The sequence below is a fragment of the Fibrobacter sp. UWB12 genome (assembly GCF_900142485.1).
In the GTDB taxonomy this organism is placed as follows: Bacteria; Fibrobacterota; Fibrobacteria; order Fibrobacterales; family Fibrobacteraceae; genus Fibrobacter.
The window spans coordinates 475,115-491,443 of sequence record NZ_FRAZ01000001.1 but is presented as its reverse complement, the minus strand read 5'-3'; the positions used below and the strand labels follow the sequence as shown (position 1 = coordinate 491,443).

Sequence of the window (16,329 nt, the reverse complement as noted above, 5' to 3'; positions counted from 1 at the left end):
AAACCATTGTAAAAAGCTATAGCGAACAAACTCGTTCGAGAGCCGCGCAAACGCGCCTTAAATCAGCTCCTCAGCGGTAATCTTTTCGTCGTGTTCGGGTTCCTGGTAGCAGGATTCCGGCACTTGCACCTGGTTCTGGAAGTACGCCTTGTGGGCGGCAATCACCTTTTCGCGGGCAAAGGCGGCATCTTTCCATTCACCAATTTGCACGTCCTTGCCTTCGAGTTCCTTGTAGTTCTGGAAAAAGTTCTTGGTAATGCGGAGGAACATCTGGTCCACGTCGGTAATGTCGCAGAACGGGCGCGGGTTAAATATAGGTACGCCCAAAACCTTGTAGTCCTTTTTGCCACCGTCGGTCATGTCGAGGGCGCCAATCACGCGGCAAGTGCAAACCGTCCCCGTAATCATGGATGCCGGGCTGTAAATGAGCATATCCAAGGCATCGCCATCGTCGGCCTTGGTGCTCGGGATAAAGCCATACGTGCAGGGGTAGCTCATGGAGCTCAAAAGGCAGCGGTCCAGACGGAACACATGCAAACGTTCGTCGTATTCGTATTTCAAATTCGTGTCTTTGCCGATTTCCACGACGCAATCCACTTCGTAGGGGTACTTGCGTCCGATAGGAAGATCCAGATAATTAATGGCCATTTATTCTCCGTAGGCCCACTTTGAGCCATTTTTCTTTCTTTTTTAATACAGTAGCGTAAATTTAACTTTTATTTACAAAAAATCAAGGGGGGATGCTAGCGGCTACGCCAGCGAGCGGATGTCGTCTTTTCGAAGAGGCCAATGTGGAATACCGGTTCCCCGTGGTCCGGGCTGTAACCCACTTCAAAGCGGATTCGGTCAAGCGCGGGTATCACGAGATGCACACCTCCATAAACAGCGCCTTCGTAATTTTTCCAGCCGGGCGTTCCTTTATTCCAAAGCAAACTTCCGTCCAAGCCAGCCACCAATTGCAATCCGTAGAAGAAGTTGATTCCCCACAGCGAGGCGGAACGGCGTTCGAGCAATACAAAACGTTCTTCGAGGTTTACGAGAGCTTCGTGTTCGCCCAAGCGCTTCGAGCTCGATTCGTGCCCACGGAAGGTATTCGCGCCGCCATGATAGAAGTAATCATAAAAGCGGACATGGCCCGGGCGCAAACGCACCAACGCCATAGCCCCCGTCACGAACGGTCCAAACGAATAGTAGGCTCGCGCATCTTCCAAAAACTCCGTATAATGTTCATCGTTCATTTCGCGGAATCCCATGTGCGAGACCATGCTTTCAAAATAAATTCCCTTGCGTGTGTCAATTTCACTATCGCGGAAATCCACGGCAACGCCAAGGCCAAATTCCGGCAGGTGTTCCGGCCCACCTTCAAGATAGCGGTAAGCAGTCTTCCCTAAAATCGAGAAATGCGGAATCAGTTTCCAGTTTACATCTAAACTAACCAACCAACTTGCATCACGGAAACCGCGAATATCATCCCAGCTGTTTGTTCTCAAGAACTCAAAGCTCCAGCCAACCGGGAGGCCCAAGAAATAGGGTGAACTTGCATAGAATGCATATTCGTTGTTATCGAAGAACGGGTCGACAGATGTACGGTACTGGACTTCGGCACGGATGTCTTCGCCAAGGATGTTCAGGTTTGCAAGCGCAAGGCCAATCATGAACCCATCGCGGTCCGTCTTTTTGCCGGCCGGCGACGGAATCCAGCGGAAAATTTCCTTGACATGGTAAACAAGCTTAACGGCATTCAAAGAATGGGCCGCCGAAAGATAACTTGTACCCGATGCATTTTGAACAACCTTTTTCTCCGCAATTTTCGAACTTGTTGCTGGGGACGACGCAACTGCAGAAAGCGTACCAATGTCCGAAGAAAGTCTAGATATCAGAGCTGCAAGCGAATCCGTATTCGAAGACAACTGAGAAACGATAGACGAGAGTTCATCCGTGCTCGCCGGGAATCGCGCCACAAAAGCCGAGAGAGAATCCGATTCTGTCGAAAGTGTCGAGAACACCGACGAAAGCGCATCTGTATTGGATGTCAACTGCGTGACAAACGACGAAAGCGTATCGGTGTATGGCGAAGGTTCTTCGGTTTGGGCTACGGCAACCGGTTCCGGCACGGGTTCATCTGGCGCACCGAGCATGTCGTTGATAGATTCGCTAAACGGTTCGCACGTGACCGTAATATCGGTAAACAGGTCCAGGTCTTGAAGTTTGCGCTTTTCAGCTTCAAAGGTTTGCTGCGAAAAATGGCCCCCAACTTTATGGGTCAGTTCCCGCATAACGACATGCGGTTTCGTGTGGTCGAGCCCATTGATGTCAATCATTGCAATTGGGGTTCCATCGGCACATTCATAAGTATTTTCTTCAAAAAGATTAACCCTTGCGGCATGCGACGAAACCACTATTCCAGCAATCAAAAGCGTAAGTGAAATCCTAGTCATATTTTAAAGATATAAAAAATTGCTATATTGGGGTCACGAATTAGAGGTGATTATGTTAGACTTTCTCGCAAACTATTGGCCCTACTTGGTTATCCTGGTCGTGGTCATTCTTTTGTTTTTTGTTCTCCGCGGATTCCTTAAAGGTTTGAAGGCCAGAAGCCCCTTCAACATGGAAAACATCCGCAAGAGCACCGAGCCGAACTTCCTTGCCCTCCAGCAGAAGTCCAAGGCTTTGCTCGCCGATGCCGACATGATTTGCGAAATCAAGCCGGGTAGCGATCAGGTGATTCCCAAGAAAGAAGATGTGAAGTTTTTCCGTCGCGCCGTTTCGCAAAAGTTCAAGCTTGCAGTGTTCCAGGTTCCGGGCACAAACAAGGTCGTGTTCTTCTTCTGCAAGACCGAAGCCGGCATCAAGAGAAGGCTCCAGAACTTGGTCATCAACCAGAAGTTCCGCGAAGGCAAGCACCCCTACGTTGACGAAGCTACTGGCGAAAAGCTGAGATACCCGAGAGCATAGTAGCAGATTCCGTCATCCTGAGCGAAGTCGAAGGATCCAGTTAATTTCTTTTAAACGCCCCGGTCACAGTGCCGGGGTCAACTTTTTTAAAAAGAACCACAACAAGATAACGAGAGCCCAATGCGCACGTACAAAGATTTAGCCATTGCCGAAGAAGAAGACAAGCTAGTCCACGCTATCGAAACATCGCGGAATTTGCTTATCGAAGCGCCTACCGGTAGCGGTAAATCCTTGTACATCCCGTGGTTCTTGAGCAGGCACTTTAGCGGGCGCATTGTCGTGTTGCAGCCAAGGCGAATCGCGGCCCTTGCCCTCGCCCAATACTCAGCGAAATTGCACAACGAGCCGTGCGGCAAAACAGTCGGTTACCAGTTCAGGCAAGACAGTTGCAAATCGAGCGAGACTCGAATTTTGTTCCAGACTTATGGCAACTTTTTGCAGGAACTTTTGCACGGGAAGTTAAACGCCGACTGGGTGGTGTTCGATGAATACCATGAACGCAAAGCCGATATGGATTTGCTCTTTGCGTATTTTAACGGGAGACAACAAAAGCCACAATTGCCGAGAATTGCAGTGATGTCGGCGGCGTTGAACCGCGACGAACTTGAAGCAGCGCTTGGCGTGAAATGTTTGCAACTTGGGCACCCGCTGTACCCTGTACAAATTCTACACCAGAAGCCTGCCGCCGGCGTAAACATTGCCGCAGGTCAGGGAATCGAAAGTGAAGTAGTCCGCGCGTTACGCACTTTGTACCGCAATAACATTTGGCAGACAACGCTCGTATTCTTGCCGGGTAAAGCCGAAATTGCACGCTGCCACACCGCCGCAAGCGAGGCGCTTGGCGTAGGCGTCGCAGAGTTCCTTGAACTCTACGGCGGTCAAGACCGCGAAACGCAAGACCGCATTTTCGAAGAAACAGAACGCCCGCGCGTTATCTTCACGACCAACATCGCAGAAACATCTATTACAGTGCCAAACGTGACAGGCGTTGTCGATAGCGGCATCGAACGCGTGAACGAATACGACGACAGCAAAAAAGTAAATGTGTTGCGCACATTGCCGATTTCGCTGCAGAACGCCATCCAGCGCAGCGGCCGCAGTGGCCGTACACAAAACGGTTGCGCCATCCGCCTGTGGACCGAAGATACCGAAAAGCACATGCCACAAGGAATTGTGCCTGAAGTATTGCAAATCGAGCCCTCGGAACTCATACTGCAAAAAGCCGCACTCGAAGAATCATGGCCCCTATCGCCTGACGGCTCCAGGGTGACAAGCCAGCAAAACGTCATTGCGAGCCACAGCAACCCCAAAGCGACAAATGATGCAGACGTCATTGCGAGCGCAGCGAAGCAATCCATTACATTGCCCACAGCAATCCCTGCAGCACGCGAAAAGACTGCCACAACAATGCTCGAAAATTTCGGCATGTTGCAAGACGGTCACATCACGGAACTCGGCAAACGCGCCATACAAACGCCAATTTCAAACATCCCGCTCGCACTGATTTTAGCAAAAGCAGAATGTGCCGAAGACCTCCCCGACTTGCTCCTCGCCGCCATGGCATGGATCCATTCGGGAACAGAATTTGTACAAAAAGCTAAAGTTTCATTGGACTTGTTCACGCTCGCAAAGGACACACTTTCAAAAGCAATAAACGCGCCCCGCGAAGTCACATTCACGCTAAAGCAACTAAGAGATTATCGTGATAAGCTACGTCATTGCGAGACAAAGGAGATGCCCGTTCAAGACGGGCATGACAATACACGTCATTGCGAACCCCAAAGGGGCGAAGCAATCCATGCAGTCGTCATCCGCAGTTTATTAAACGCCTTCCCAGAAGCCCTAGCCACTCCAAGCGGAAACGTGTACAAATTAAGCAACGGCAACACCATCCGGCTGCAGGTGGCCGAGGCCCCCTACGCGATACTCGCGCTTTCGATGCTCCGCACCGAAGCAGCCTCCAAATCCGAATTACGAGTCAATCTTTACGCTCCCGTGCCCAAAGAAATGCTCGGCGGCGAAAGCGATAAAATCCGCTACGAACTGCTGTGGCGCAGCGGTCAAGAACGCTTTATCGGCATCGAGATTCACGAAAGCGAAAGCCCCAACGGCGACGTTCGCGAAACAAGCCGCAAAGAAATTCTCCCGCAAGAAGCCTCGCCCAAAGTCCTTGAAAAGCTCAAAGAGCTCACGGTCGATGCCTGGCGCGACAAGCTCGAAAAAGAAAATTGGACAGGCCGCTACCTCACGGAAAATTTGCAAACGCTCCTTATCAAGATGCGCCTTGCCGCAAAACTTTATCCGGAATACGGTCTCCCGGAATTCAACAATGAAGACATGGAGCTCATTTTCAATGAGCTTACTGACGGAATCTTTTTGCTGCGAGATATCAACGAAGACCGTTACAGAAACATCGTCGAAGATTACTTCGGAAAATCCATGTTAGCTTGGCTGCAAAAGACGTTCCCCGATCATTATGTTTTGCCAAACGGCAAACGCGCCCGCTACAGCTACCAGGCAGTCGCGACCGACGACGAACAGAGCAGCGGCAAAATCGTACAAAGTGCAGACGGCGTTCTTGTTGAAATTTCAGCACGCATCGAAGACTTTATGCAGCTCCGCGGAGAACACAAAATTGCCGATAACAAGCTCAAAGTGCGTTATGACATTCTAGCGCCGAACTTCCGCACCATCCAAAAGACATGGGACCTCACGAGTTTTTGGCAAAATACCTACGCCGAAGTCCGCAAAGAATTACGAGGAAGATACCCCAAACACCCGTGGCCTGAAAAAATCATGTAATTTCATTACATGAAAAAAGTTTTTTGAACTACATGCGGGCGGGGCTCTACTTTACTGTATAAACAGCTAATGTCTTGCTGTATTCGTAGCCAACAATCAAGAGAGATTCCCCGTTGGGGCTCTTTTCTGCAGGGATAAACAAAATGCCTTCGGGGCCACGATCTTTCGGGTTCAAATAAAAATCAACGATTTTCGGGGCATTCCCATTTTCGACCCCTGTAATATCGAACACGGCAACAGCGCTCGAGCGTTCAAGCCCCGCAAACACATAGCGTTTTTCGCCAACGACACCCGTTGTCACGTTTTCCGGTTCGCACCCCTTATCTTCGCTGCGGGCATCCATCTTGACTTTGCCCTTCTTGGAATTCCAGTTAAAGTAATCCGGGGCGACCTTAGCCATCGTTTGTTCAAACACATCGCCGGAATCCCACATCAAATGTCCGGTAGCGCCATCAAAAATACTAATGGAACGCGAGCCAAACGAATACATATAAGGGCACTTGCCATTTGCAGTTTTATCCGGGGCAGCATCGCAACGTTCTAGGCTACTTACCGTCACATTTTTCAAATCATCCAGCACACTTGCCGTAAATACTTCCGGGTCAAGCACGCCTTGCTGCGAAAGCATCATCGGAGTCGTCACATCCGTCCAGGCCTTGTAATCGTTGACCGGAGCGCCTTCATTTGCAGTCACAACAAATGTCGTTCCATTTACAGAGAACGAAGTAATGCCATCGGGCTGGCGCAAACCGCGCAAGGGATAGTTCTTGATTTCAATGGCCTTATCTTTCTTTATATCAAGCCCTGCACCCGACACAGAATGGTCCACAGAACCCAGCGGGAACACGTCCAAAATTTTCTTAGCCTCAACGTCGAACTTTACAAGAGCGTTGTTTTCTTGCAAACTAATCCAAGCCGTCTTGGAATCACCATCTACCGTAATATATTCGGGTTCTAGCGATTGGACAAAGCTCTTTACGCCAGTCTTGCGCACACCCTTGGCCATCAATTTTAACGTATCGAGTTCATTAAAACCAACCACAACTTTTTGCGGCTTTTTCCAAGCTTTTGCCAAGTCAGCCGCATTCGCAGGCGCCGTAATCGACAAAACACCAATGCCGCCTTCTGGGTCTTCCGTGAACGTTTCATCCGGCGAACCTTCACAGGCTACAAGCAAATTCGTTCCATCCGGCGTAAACGTAATCATGTCGGGCATGTAGCAAAGTTCGTGCAAGCCAAGGACTTCAAGTTTCTTGTTGTAGCGCATCACCTGCACATGGCCTTTTTTCCACTCAGGATTGTTCAAAAGGCTCACGGCCACAAGGTCTCCGTGCACCGTCACGCTAGAGGCGCCACCCGGCAATTTGACTTCGCTTACCTTTTTCGGGTTTGCAGGGTCCGCCAAATTGACAATTTCCAGGACATTCTCGCCGCCGACTACAAACAACACATTCTTTTCGGGCATGAACGCCGAAATCTCAGCCGTTGTCATGGGAATCGAAGCAACCTGCTTTAGTACCGTCCCCATCTGGAACGGGCCTGCCGGAACATCCGACTTTTTAGCAAACGAAAAGCCCGAGCACAAAAGCAAACTCATGGCTAAAGCGGTATATTTCATACAATCTCCCATGCGGCAAAGCCGCGTTTTTGCCAAAACTCAGTCGAGAATCAGCCACATAATAAGCATGCCAAGTCCAAAACTTGCAGCCATTGACGCCGACTGCATTACAACATCAGACTTATCCTTTTCTTTGTCGGCTTTTTCCTTGGCTTCTTGCTTTTCTGCTTGTTCCTGACTTGCTTGAATTGCAACACTCAAAGCTTTGGCGCAGGTTTCGTTGTTCTTCTTGAGCGTATTGTAGCTTTGTTCCCAATTTTCGCACTTGGCGCGTTCCAATTCCAAATCCGAACGGAGCGCCTTTTTTTCTACAGTGCAAGCGCTATCGCGGAGTGCCATGACGCTATCGCGCACAGCAAGTTCCGTGACAAGTTCAGCCTTCTCGGCATCACCAGCCGCAAGAACCGGCGACACAGCAAAAGAAAGCACGAACAAGGCGCACAAAGCTAACGATTTCACAAAAGAACGAGCAACAGAAACCATATAAGCCTCAATTACATCTGGGCCAAGATGCGCTTCCAACCGTCTTCCGGAATCTGCGCGCCCATGACTTGAACAACTTCGTTCGAAACAATGCTGCCGAGGTTACCCGAGCGTTCCATATCCCAGCCGTTCATGTAGCCGTACAGGAATCCCGATGCCCAAAGGTCACCAGCACCCGTCGTATCGATTGCCTTTGCAGCACCTGCAGACACGCGAGTCACCTTGCCATCCTTAGCAATCAAGGCGCCACGCTTGCCAATCTTTACCACAGCAACCTTCGCCTTCTTGGAAAGAACGTCGAGAGCGGCTTCTTCCTTGACGCCAGCATAAGCAAAAGCTTCATCTTCGTTTGCAATGATGATATCAATCATCTTGTTTTCGAAAAGTTCATCGAACAGCTTGCGGCATGCGTCAACCACGCCAAATGAGCTAAAGTCGAGAGCGGTTTCAACACCGAGACTGCGTGCAAGTTCAAAAGACTTCTTGAAACATTCGCCGTTAAAAGCACGATAGCCTTCGGCATAGAGGAGGCCCACACCGTCATAGAGAGCCGGAGTAAAATCATCAGAGCCGAGGAAATCCGAAGCACCGAGGTATGTCCACATGGAACGCTGTGCATCCGGAGTCACTGCAGAGAACACGCAACCCGTTGCAGCACTAGAAAGCCCGACCTTCGATTCTACACCGTTATTCTTCAAATGATTTTGGAAGAGCTTACCCAGTTCGTCATCGCCCACCTTGCTGATAAATGCAGCCTTGCCACCGAGACGGGCCACGCCCACCATCGTATTGCAAGTCGAGCCACCCGGAACGCGAATCGGATTTTCAAGAGAGCCAAGGAACTTTTCCATCTGCGGCCAATCGACCATGTTCATGCCGCCCTTCTGAACGCCTTGTGATGCAATCCATTCGTCGCTCACATTAGCCAAAATATCAACAAGGGCAGCGCCCATACCAAGAATTTTCTTCATTAGAATCCTCCGCGACGGCGACGCAACTTGTCACCCGCTTTCAATAAAAATTCACGTTCCGATTCGCTCAAGGATTGGACACCTTCGCGTTCCACCTTCCTGAGAATATCGTCCATGCGTTTCTGTTCGTCTACGTAGAACACTTCACCTTCGAGAACTTCCGGTTCGTCGGAATTGCGCGTACGGGAACGAGGCGCATCACCATACTTTTCGGGATTCCTGGAGAACAGGCGGAAAATAGCAGAAAGCGGCGAATGGTAAAGCACCTTCGGGCCGTTCTGGTAAACCGCCATGTAAAGGAATCCGGCAACGACACCGCCCAAGTGTGCAAAATGAGCAATCATGTCACCCGAATTCGCAAAGAGAATATCAAGGGCAATCATCACCCACATGGCATGCTTGATCTTCATAGGGATGACAAAGAACATAAGGAGCATGCGTTCCGGGAAGAACTTGTAATAGGCAACAAACACGCCCATCAAGGCGCCCGAAGCACCGATAATCGGATTGTTCGTAAGGCCGAGTAAGCACATGAAAAAACTGAACAGCGCAGCAAAAATACCGCAGAAAAAGTACATCGATACAAAATGGCGCGTTCCCATCCATTCCGCAACATCAGAGCCGAACATCCAAAGCATGAGCATGTTGAAGAAGAAATGCATAAAGTCGAAATGGATGAACATGTATGTCACATAGCGCCAAAGTTCAAGCGGGACGCGCGGCATAAACGCACCAAAGTAACTGATGTAATCCGTCAAACTGCCATAGCCGGCACCCAAGTCCACATCGATTCCGCGCCCTAAAAAGGCGATAATAAAAACAACTGCATTTGCAAGCAACAAGACCCGCAAAGCCTTGGGTAAATATTTAAATGGTTTCATAAATCTTCCTAAACTCTTTTAAAAGCACGGGGACCATGTTCTTCGGCACAAACTTCGAAAGGAGCGCCGTCTGTTCATCATCGCTCTTGGAAGCACCACACTTCAAAAGTTCGCGAACAAGGGAACTGCTTACCACAAGATGTTCCTGCGCACTGAGCAAGAGCACCGTTTCGGCATCGTCAAAAAGAACCTTATTGTTCCAGGCTACTGCCTGTTCCGCATCCAGGTCCGATGCATTGCGGATGCCGCGCAACAAGTAGCGCGCCCCCACGGATTTCATAAAATCGACAGTCAGACCGCCATGAATAGCCACCGACACATTCGGAATTTTAGAGACGGCGGCCTCCACCATGGCCTTACGGGTTTCTGCATCGAACATGTTTTTCTTGTTCGCATTCTGTGCGACAACTACAATCACAGAATCAAATATGCCTGCAGCACGTTCTACAAGGTCATAATGCCCCACCGTAAACGGGTCAAACGAGCCTGCGAAAACAGCGATTTTAGATTTCCACACCATGTGGTATAATTTATAAAAATCACGTTCTGAAAATTATCAGCGAAGACTCGCCATAGCGGCGAACTTGGCCCTGAAAATCATCCCCTTTGGCCCATTCCGGCAATTTACGGCTTGGAGCTTCAAAAACGGCCACGCCTCCAGGGTTTAGCCACTCTATAAACGGGCGTAAATCAGGGTAATCCATATCCTTGAAAGGCGGATCCGCATAAATCAGGTCAAAACCGCCATCGGCACAGACAAGTTCCTTTTTGAGCGTAAGCACGCTCGTCTCAAGCAACCGCAGCTTCGATTCAGCGCCCACGGACTTGTACGAACGTTCAATCATCTTCGCTTGCGGGCGAGCGAGTTCCACCGCAGTAACGCATTCGGCCCCACGGCTAATGGCTTCAAGCCCCATAATTCCGCTTCCGGCAAAAAGGTCCAGCATGCGGAAACCTTCGACGCCCTGCAATATGTTAAAGAGAGCTTCCCTTGTTCGGGAAGCTGTCGGACGTGTTTTCATGGTGTCCGGAGACTCGATGTTGCGCCCCCGCAAAGAACCGCCAGTAATACGAATCGGCATACTAGCGGAGTACAAACATTTCGACACGCATAGTCGTAATCAGGTTCTTCTTGGCAAACCTGAGGTCTGCCTTAGAAACGCCCATGCGAATCGTGGAATTTGCAAACACGTTAAAGAAGTTCAGCAAATCAGCAAAGTCAGCCGTTGATGTTACATTGTATACATAGCGTTTGTACACACCGAGATCATCAACAATCGGCTTGTCCAAGCCCTTCAGTTGAACTTTATTCGAAGCAGCAAGAGACTTGAACGCCTTGACTTCTGCAGGAATTTCAGCAGCAGGAACAAAGCCACGCACTGCATCCAAGCGAACCTGCGGCACTGCGAACTGGCCAAATGCAGCCACTTCAGTTGCCGCTTCAGAAGCAATCGGCGTCTGGAACTGCTTACTTACAGCCTTGAGCCTATCCATAAGGGCATGCTGCGAGGAGGCCTTCATTGCTATACCGCGGAGGTAATAGAAGTTCGGAGCCTGATACACACATTCCGAGAAGCCGATATCGTCCGGAGAAGCCGTATTCAAGAACGACAAGAACTGAGCCAAGGACGTTTTCTGGAACGAAAGCTTTTCGAGCGGGAGATAGCTGTTATAACTCGTTCGTTTGTTATTAAACAATGCCTGCGGATTGATTTCGCCAACAATGTCCCTAGCAGACATTGCTGCGCGGGCCTTTGCCACAGCTTCTTGCTGCTGTGCAATTTGTTCGGCAGTCGGACCGGCAGGGGTCGTTGCCTTTGCAGCAGCGCTCTTTGCCCCAATCAAATTCAAATAAGAATCCGGGAAAACTCCATCCAATGCAGCAGGAACGCCCTTCATGCTCAGGTAGGCACTGAAACCAACAACAGCAAGCAATGCTGCTACCGCAACAGTCAAATATTTCTTCTTGTAGCGGCGTTCCACATCGGCAACGTTCGTCACATGCACCTGCTGAGACAACGCACCAAGGGAGGCATTCTTTTCTGCCACCGCAATAAGGTTCATGTGAATCATACACCCTCCATCTGGTTCAATGCAGCACCAACGGCACCAACACAGTAAACCAAGTTATTGGGGTCAACACTCTCGTCACACGGAAGTTGAGACAAAGACCTCAACAGCGACACATTGTAATCGCCCAACTGGCCCATAAGATGTTCGACAAAGGTTTCTTCCGATGCCATTTCGCCACACAGACGAATATCCTTCACTCCGTTGATAGCGTTTTCCGTTTCAACCAACTTTATCTGTTCAACAATTTCATTGGCAAGAATCGGGTACGCGTCATCAGCAGTTTTGCCGACCATCGAAAGCGTAGAAACACCGCGCAAAGCCAAAAGTTCATCGCGACGCATCCAGACAATCGTCACACCGTCAAAGTCAGCCTTCACGATGCAGACGGCATCCTTAATCTTTTCACCAACATCCATCACGTTCATGAGCGAAAGCACGTCGACTTCCAAGGACTTCGGTGCAAGCACACGGGAACGGAAACCCTTACGAAGGGCATCGACCCATTCCTTGCGGACAGCCATCACAAGTTCGTTATAGCCCAGGGAATCATCGCCACTCAATGTCTTGGAATCGACAATGTATGCATCCACGTCGGCATTCGTAAACAGTTCCATATACCACTTTAGGTACTGCCCCTTGTTTGCGGCAGCCTCGGGCGGTACATAGACCTTACGGATAATGGACATTTTTGCAGGGATTGTGACAGAAGTCGCTGCGACATCCTTAATCTGATTTTCGTCGATCCACATCTGGAGCGTACTTTCAAAAAGGAATATATCGTAAATGGGGTTACACTCCACCGGGAGGATAGCCACCTTGACCACCTTCTTTTCAGAAGAGTCCACAAGAGCAACCTTCATATAATGGTCGCCGACTTCAACACCTAGGTATAATTTTGAATCGCTCATATATATACTTATGTAAAGTTTTCTTCCTAAAACTAATCAAAAATTATCGAATGTAACAAGTTTTCAAGTTTTTTCTTTCCAATTCCATGCACTTTTTTTAAGTCTGAGGGGCTTTTGAACGGTCCAAAGGCGTTTCTATGCTCTATAATCTTCTCTGCAAGCTTCGGTCCGACCCCCTTTAGCGCACATAAATCGTCTACACCCGCCGTATTAATATGGAGCGGAAGTGTAACCTTCTTTTTTACTTTCCGGTGGTGCTCAAAAGGGACCTGCCCCTCCTGACGGACCTCGGAATCGGGATTTGCAATGGGTTTTATTTTATTTACAATCGTATCCGTAGATGCGTTGGGGACTGCGTCTGAAGATGCGTTGGGGACTGCGCCCGGAGACGAATTTGCGACAAAAACGGACTCCCCGACTTCAAACGTTTCGATAGACGGGAGCCCCCACGGGAGGTAGCGGATGATCAAGCCAATTGTAAAGAGGATTATTGCAAGTTTGAGGATTCTTTTTTCAGATGCGTTCATCGCCTTTTCTGAGAGGTTCATCTAGCAAAGGATAAAGCAAACGATCTAATAAAATATTCTCGACGTGGGTTGCGTCCGACGGGACGTCCACGGAAATGCTCGGGTAAGCGCTCTGCACAATGCGGATCGGGCGGCGCCCCAGAATTCGCATTTGCTCTAGCGAGCGTTCCAGCTCAATCTTGTTCTGCGGGAGCGACGCAAACTCGTCGCGGGCTTCGCGGGAGTAAGCGTAAATGCCCTGGTGCTGGAACCAGCGGCTCGCTTCTGCAGGCGGCACAGACCTAGTAAAGTCGACCGCCACACCATCGCGCACGAGCACTTTCACGACGGTCTTGAGTTCAGCTTCTGCAGGGTTTAGCGGACATGCGACCGTCACCCAGCAGTCGGGGTGTTCCGAGAGGTCTTTTGCAACATCACGAAGCACGGAAGGTTCAACGAGAGGCTCGTCGCCCTGGAGATTCACAACCAGGTCAAGGCCAAGCTTTTGGGCCGCCTCTGCCACGCGGTCGGAACCTGTTGCACATTCGCCGGTCATCACGCAGTCAAAGCCTGCCGCCGTGACCACCGCTTCGATTTCAGCGCTATCCGTCGCACAAACAATGCGGTCAAAGCAATCCGCAAGGAGCGCACGTTCCAAGGTACGGACAATCATCTCCTTGCCGTTGAGCTTCAGGAGAGGTTTCCCTGGGAATCTGGACGAGCCCATGCGGGCCGGAACGATGCAACTGACCTTGTTCAAAGCGAAATGCGTAACGAAATGCGCGGTATTCGGAACTGCGTCGGGCAAGTACGCCGACTACAGTACGCCTAATGCGCCGGAAATGCAACAAATGCACGCGGAAGAGCGCGCCGACTACATCACCTTCGGGATGGCGAAGTGGTCGTTTTCAACAGCCGGAGCGTTTGCAAAAGCCTGGTCGAGCGTAAAGCCCTGGACCGGCACGTCTTCGCGGAGGATGGTTGCGCCGTTTTCGACAGCGGTCATCGGTTCCACGTTCGAAAGGTCCAAAGCCTTCAATGCTTCAAGATGGTCGAGCATCTTATCCAAGTGACCCTTGATAGCCGGAATATCTTCTTCAGCAATGCTCAGGCGAGACAACTTTGCGAGTTTCAAAACTTCTTCACGTTCAAGCATAAAAAACCTCTTATTTTACGAAATGCAAGATAGAAAATTTTTTCTACTCCGCTAAGATTTGTTCCTCGGTATACCCAAAGTAAGTTATCCATGAGACTGTCTACTTTGACGAAGAACCTCCAATTTGGCTTGCATTTCAGCAATTTTTTCGTCGGACATTCCCATTTCACGTAGAACAGTTTCGGTGTCATCACGATTCTGAGCTAATTTTGCTTCCGCCTTGGCTTGCTCTTCGGTTCGCGCATCGGCAATTTCCTGGCGGAAAGAATCGCCGGCACTGACGAATCCGTACTTCTGTCCAATGCTCTTGAAAGCCATGTTCAACTCCTTCATAACTTCTTTACCGAGATACTCTGCTAAATATAGACTTATTTTTTCGAGCAAACAAGATAGCTCGTTGCTGGGCATTTTTCGCAATTTCGGCTTGAATTGACGGAACACTTCAAGGAAGGCATCCTTGTCGTAAGCATGCGCCATCGCCGCAATACCAAAGCCAGTCGTTACATTTTCGCAAGCGAGGCAGTCACTGTCCGGGATGTCCGACATGTTCACGAACGCACAGCGGAACGGCAGCACCATGCCGTGAAAATATGCGGGATAATCCTTTTCAAGCAACTCAAGCGGGTTCCAGTTATCACGCCCGTTGTAAAATATCATCGCCATTGTCGGGAGGCCGTCGAATAGGCGTCCCTCGTCAAAGCGTTTCATCACAGAACGCATGTAACGCGCAAGCTGATTGAACGTATCGGCATCGCGACCGGACTTGTGCTCCACAAGGATTCCAACAAATACGGGTGCGCCCGTCAGAACATTAACACGGAAAGCCAAATCCGCGTCACCCGTTTCGTACACTTCGGAATACGAATCCGGAATGCGGACAAGCGTGTCCAAATTTACCGCAGCGAGGAACTCCCCCACATCAATATTTATTTTACCAGCAAGTTCAAGCAAGTATCTGAGATGCTTAACATCTGCAAATAGCCAACGGAAAAAAGCATCGTGAGGCTTTTTTGCCTCCTGTTTTTCTTCCATAGAATATCCTTTCTCTTTTTAGAGACAAGTTCATAAAAGAAATGATATAAGAAAGGATATAGAAAACGATATAATAAAGTCAGTTCGTTAGAACTGGCTATAATCTAACAAACACGTTCAAGAAAAACAAGGGGTCGCTTTGCAGAGCATCCATTTTGCAAACAACCGTTTGCACGAGTGTCGCGGCAACCAAGCTTGCTTGAGTTGACATGACCGAGTAGCAGGTTGTTCTGCAAACAACCGTTTGCAAATAAAATTCATTCAGTAAAGGTCAACGGGATTGAGACGATTGTTTCACCTGATTTTACCCTGAAAAATACCCAGCTGCCTACTAATTGTTGTATTTCGACATCAAATTTGCGATTTTGCGTTGTAGAAGAAACGATGGAAACGTCTGTAATTTCACCTTTGGGAGCAATTGTGAATTTTAAGGTAATCTTACCTTGGAATCCAGGATTCTTTTTCAAATATCTATTATAAACATGACGAAGTCCTGGTGTTCGTTGACGAAAAACTTTCATAACATCTGAAGCAGTTCGATTGGCTCCATTTTCATTTTTTAAATCAATATCACTTAAAGACGGAATCTTAACATGTCCCTTATACATGTTTTTCACAGGTGGATAGCCTGGGAAACATGACATTACAGGAGAATCACACAAAAAAAAAGTAGTTTCTCGCTCCTCATTAAAACCAGGAATTGGCTTACCTCGACGATACCAATTACTATTAGAATCTATTTTTGCACTAATCCTTCGAAATTTTACCGATTCCTTCGTTACAGTCGAACTACTAGACTCCATCTGTCGGCTAGTTTCTTCTTTGCAGCTTGAAAATACGAAAGCAACACTTGCGACGACAATCGCGATGAAAAAGTTTTTCATTTTACACATTTTCATATTCGCCTCGCATTCTTTCAGCACTGCAAACGTGAGAACATCTGA

At 49.1% G+C, this 16,329-nt stretch carries 17 protein-coding genes; 2 read left to right on the top strand and 15 right to left on the bottom strand.

The window, feature by feature from the left end; genetic code table 11:
• Positions 1-57 precede the first annotated feature (57 nt).
• On the bottom strand, positions 58-648 hold the full coding sequence (locus BUA34_RS01965; protein WP_072827047.1) for an inorganic diphosphatase: 591 nt from the start codon (positions 646-648) through the stop codon (positions 58-60).
• 95 nt (positions 649-743) lie between these two features.
• The gene (locus BUA34_RS01960; protein WP_254794282.1) at positions 744-2,438 is read right to left on the bottom strand and encodes a BamA/TamA family outer membrane protein; all 1,695 of its coding nucleotides are present in this window, start codon (positions 2,436-2,438) and stop codon (positions 744-746) included.
• Positions 2,439-2,490: 52 nt separating this feature from the next.
• Between BUA34_RS01960 and BUA34_RS01955 the strand changes: the two genes are divergently transcribed.
• The gene (locus tag BUA34_RS01955) at positions 2,491-2,955 is read left to right on the top strand and encodes a hypothetical protein (protein ID WP_072827046.1); all 465 of its coding nucleotides are present in this window, start codon (positions 2,491-2,493) and stop codon (positions 2,953-2,955) included.
• Between the two features lie 120 nt (positions 2,956-3,075).
• The gene (locus tag BUA34_RS01950) at positions 3,076-5,757 is read left to right on the top strand and encodes an ATP-dependent helicase C-terminal domain-containing protein (protein WP_072827045.1); all 2,682 of its coding nucleotides are present in this window, start codon (positions 3,076-3,078) and stop codon (positions 5,755-5,757) included.
• A gap of 46 nt (positions 5,758-5,803) precedes the next feature.
• Here BUA34_RS01950 and BUA34_RS01945 read toward each other — a convergent pair whose 3' ends face one another.
• The 13 genes from BUA34_RS01945 to BUA34_RS01885 form a co-directional block, all read right to left on the bottom strand.
• On the bottom strand, positions 5,804-7,375 hold the full coding sequence (locus BUA34_RS01945) for a choice-of-anchor I family protein (RefSeq protein WP_072827044.1): 1,572 nt from the start codon (positions 7,373-7,375) through the stop codon (positions 5,804-5,806).
• Between the two features lie 39 nt (positions 7,376-7,414).
• Entirely contained in the window at positions 7,415-7,858 is a 444-nt protein-coding gene (locus BUA34_RS01940; protein ID WP_072827043.1) for a hypothetical protein, read from the bottom strand.
• Positions 7,859-7,869: 11 nt separating this feature from the next.
• Positions 7,870-8,829, bottom strand: a complete 960-nt coding sequence (locus BUA34_RS01935; protein ID WP_072827042.1) for an adenosine kinase — start codon at positions 8,827-8,829, stop codon at positions 7,870-7,872.
• Complete coding sequence (locus BUA34_RS01930; RefSeq protein ID WP_072827041.1) at positions 8,829-9,710, bottom strand: rhomboid family protein; 882 nt, start codon at positions 9,708-9,710, stop codon at positions 8,829-8,831. Before BUA34_RS01930 ends, BUA34_RS01935 begins: the two co-directional genes overlap by 1 nt.
• Positions 9,697-10,230, bottom strand: coding sequence for a pantetheine-phosphate adenylyltransferase (gene coaD / locus BUA34_RS01925; RefSeq protein WP_072827040.1), 534 nt, complete (start codon positions 10,228-10,230; stop codon positions 9,697-9,699). The genes BUA34_RS01930 and coaD overlap by 14 nt, the downstream gene beginning before the upstream one ends.
• A 19-nt stretch (positions 10,231-10,249) precedes the next feature.
• Positions 10,250-10,792 carry a 16S rRNA (guanine(966)-N(2))-methyltransferase RsmD gene (rsmD, locus tag BUA34_RS01920; protein ID WP_072827039.1) on the bottom strand — a complete coding sequence of 181 codons (543 nt, stop codon included), beginning with the start codon at positions 10,790-10,792 and terminating at the stop codon, positions 10,250-10,252.
• A gap of 1 nt (position 10,793) precedes the next feature.
• Entirely contained in the window at positions 10,794-11,783 is a 990-nt protein-coding gene (locus tag BUA34_RS01915) for a hypothetical protein (protein WP_072827038.1), read from the bottom strand.
• Positions 11,780-12,691 (bottom strand): type IV pilus biogenesis protein PilM, encoded by a 912-nt coding sequence (locus BUA34_RS01910; protein WP_072827037.1) that lies wholly within the window; start codon positions 12,689-12,691, stop codon positions 11,780-11,782. The genes BUA34_RS01915 and BUA34_RS01910 overlap by 4 nt, the downstream gene beginning before the upstream one ends.
• Positions 12,692-12,723: 32 nt before the next feature.
• Positions 12,724-13,218: a ComEA family DNA-binding protein gene (locus tag BUA34_RS01905; protein WP_254794281.1), complete on the bottom strand. Its 495-nt coding sequence runs from the start codon at positions 13,216-13,218 to the stop codon at positions 12,724-12,726.
• Positions 13,205-14,005: a 3-deoxy-manno-octulosonate cytidylyltransferase gene (locus BUA34_RS01900; protein ID WP_254794280.1), complete on the bottom strand. Its 801-nt coding sequence runs from the start codon at positions 14,003-14,005 to the stop codon at positions 13,205-13,207. The genes BUA34_RS01905 and BUA34_RS01900 overlap by 14 nt, the downstream gene beginning before the upstream one ends.
• 66 nt (positions 14,006-14,071) lie before the next feature.
• Positions 14,072-14,353, bottom strand: a complete 282-nt coding sequence (gatC, locus tag BUA34_RS01895) for an Asp-tRNA(Asn)/Glu-tRNA(Gln) amidotransferase subunit GatC (RefSeq protein WP_015732335.1) — start codon at positions 14,351-14,353, stop codon at positions 14,072-14,074.
• An 84-nt stretch (positions 14,354-14,437) separates the two neighbouring features.
• The gene (locus BUA34_RS01890; RefSeq protein WP_072827035.1) at positions 14,438-15,385 is read right to left on the bottom strand and encodes an Rpn family recombination-promoting nuclease/putative transposase; all 948 of its coding nucleotides are present in this window, start codon (positions 15,383-15,385) and stop codon (positions 14,438-14,440) included.
• A gap of 257 nt (positions 15,386-15,642) precedes the next feature.
• Entirely contained in the window at positions 15,643-16,284 is a 642-nt protein-coding gene (locus BUA34_RS01885) for an AgmX/PglI C-terminal domain-containing protein (RefSeq protein ID WP_072827034.1), read from the bottom strand.
• Positions 16,285-16,329: the final 45 nt, after the last annotated feature.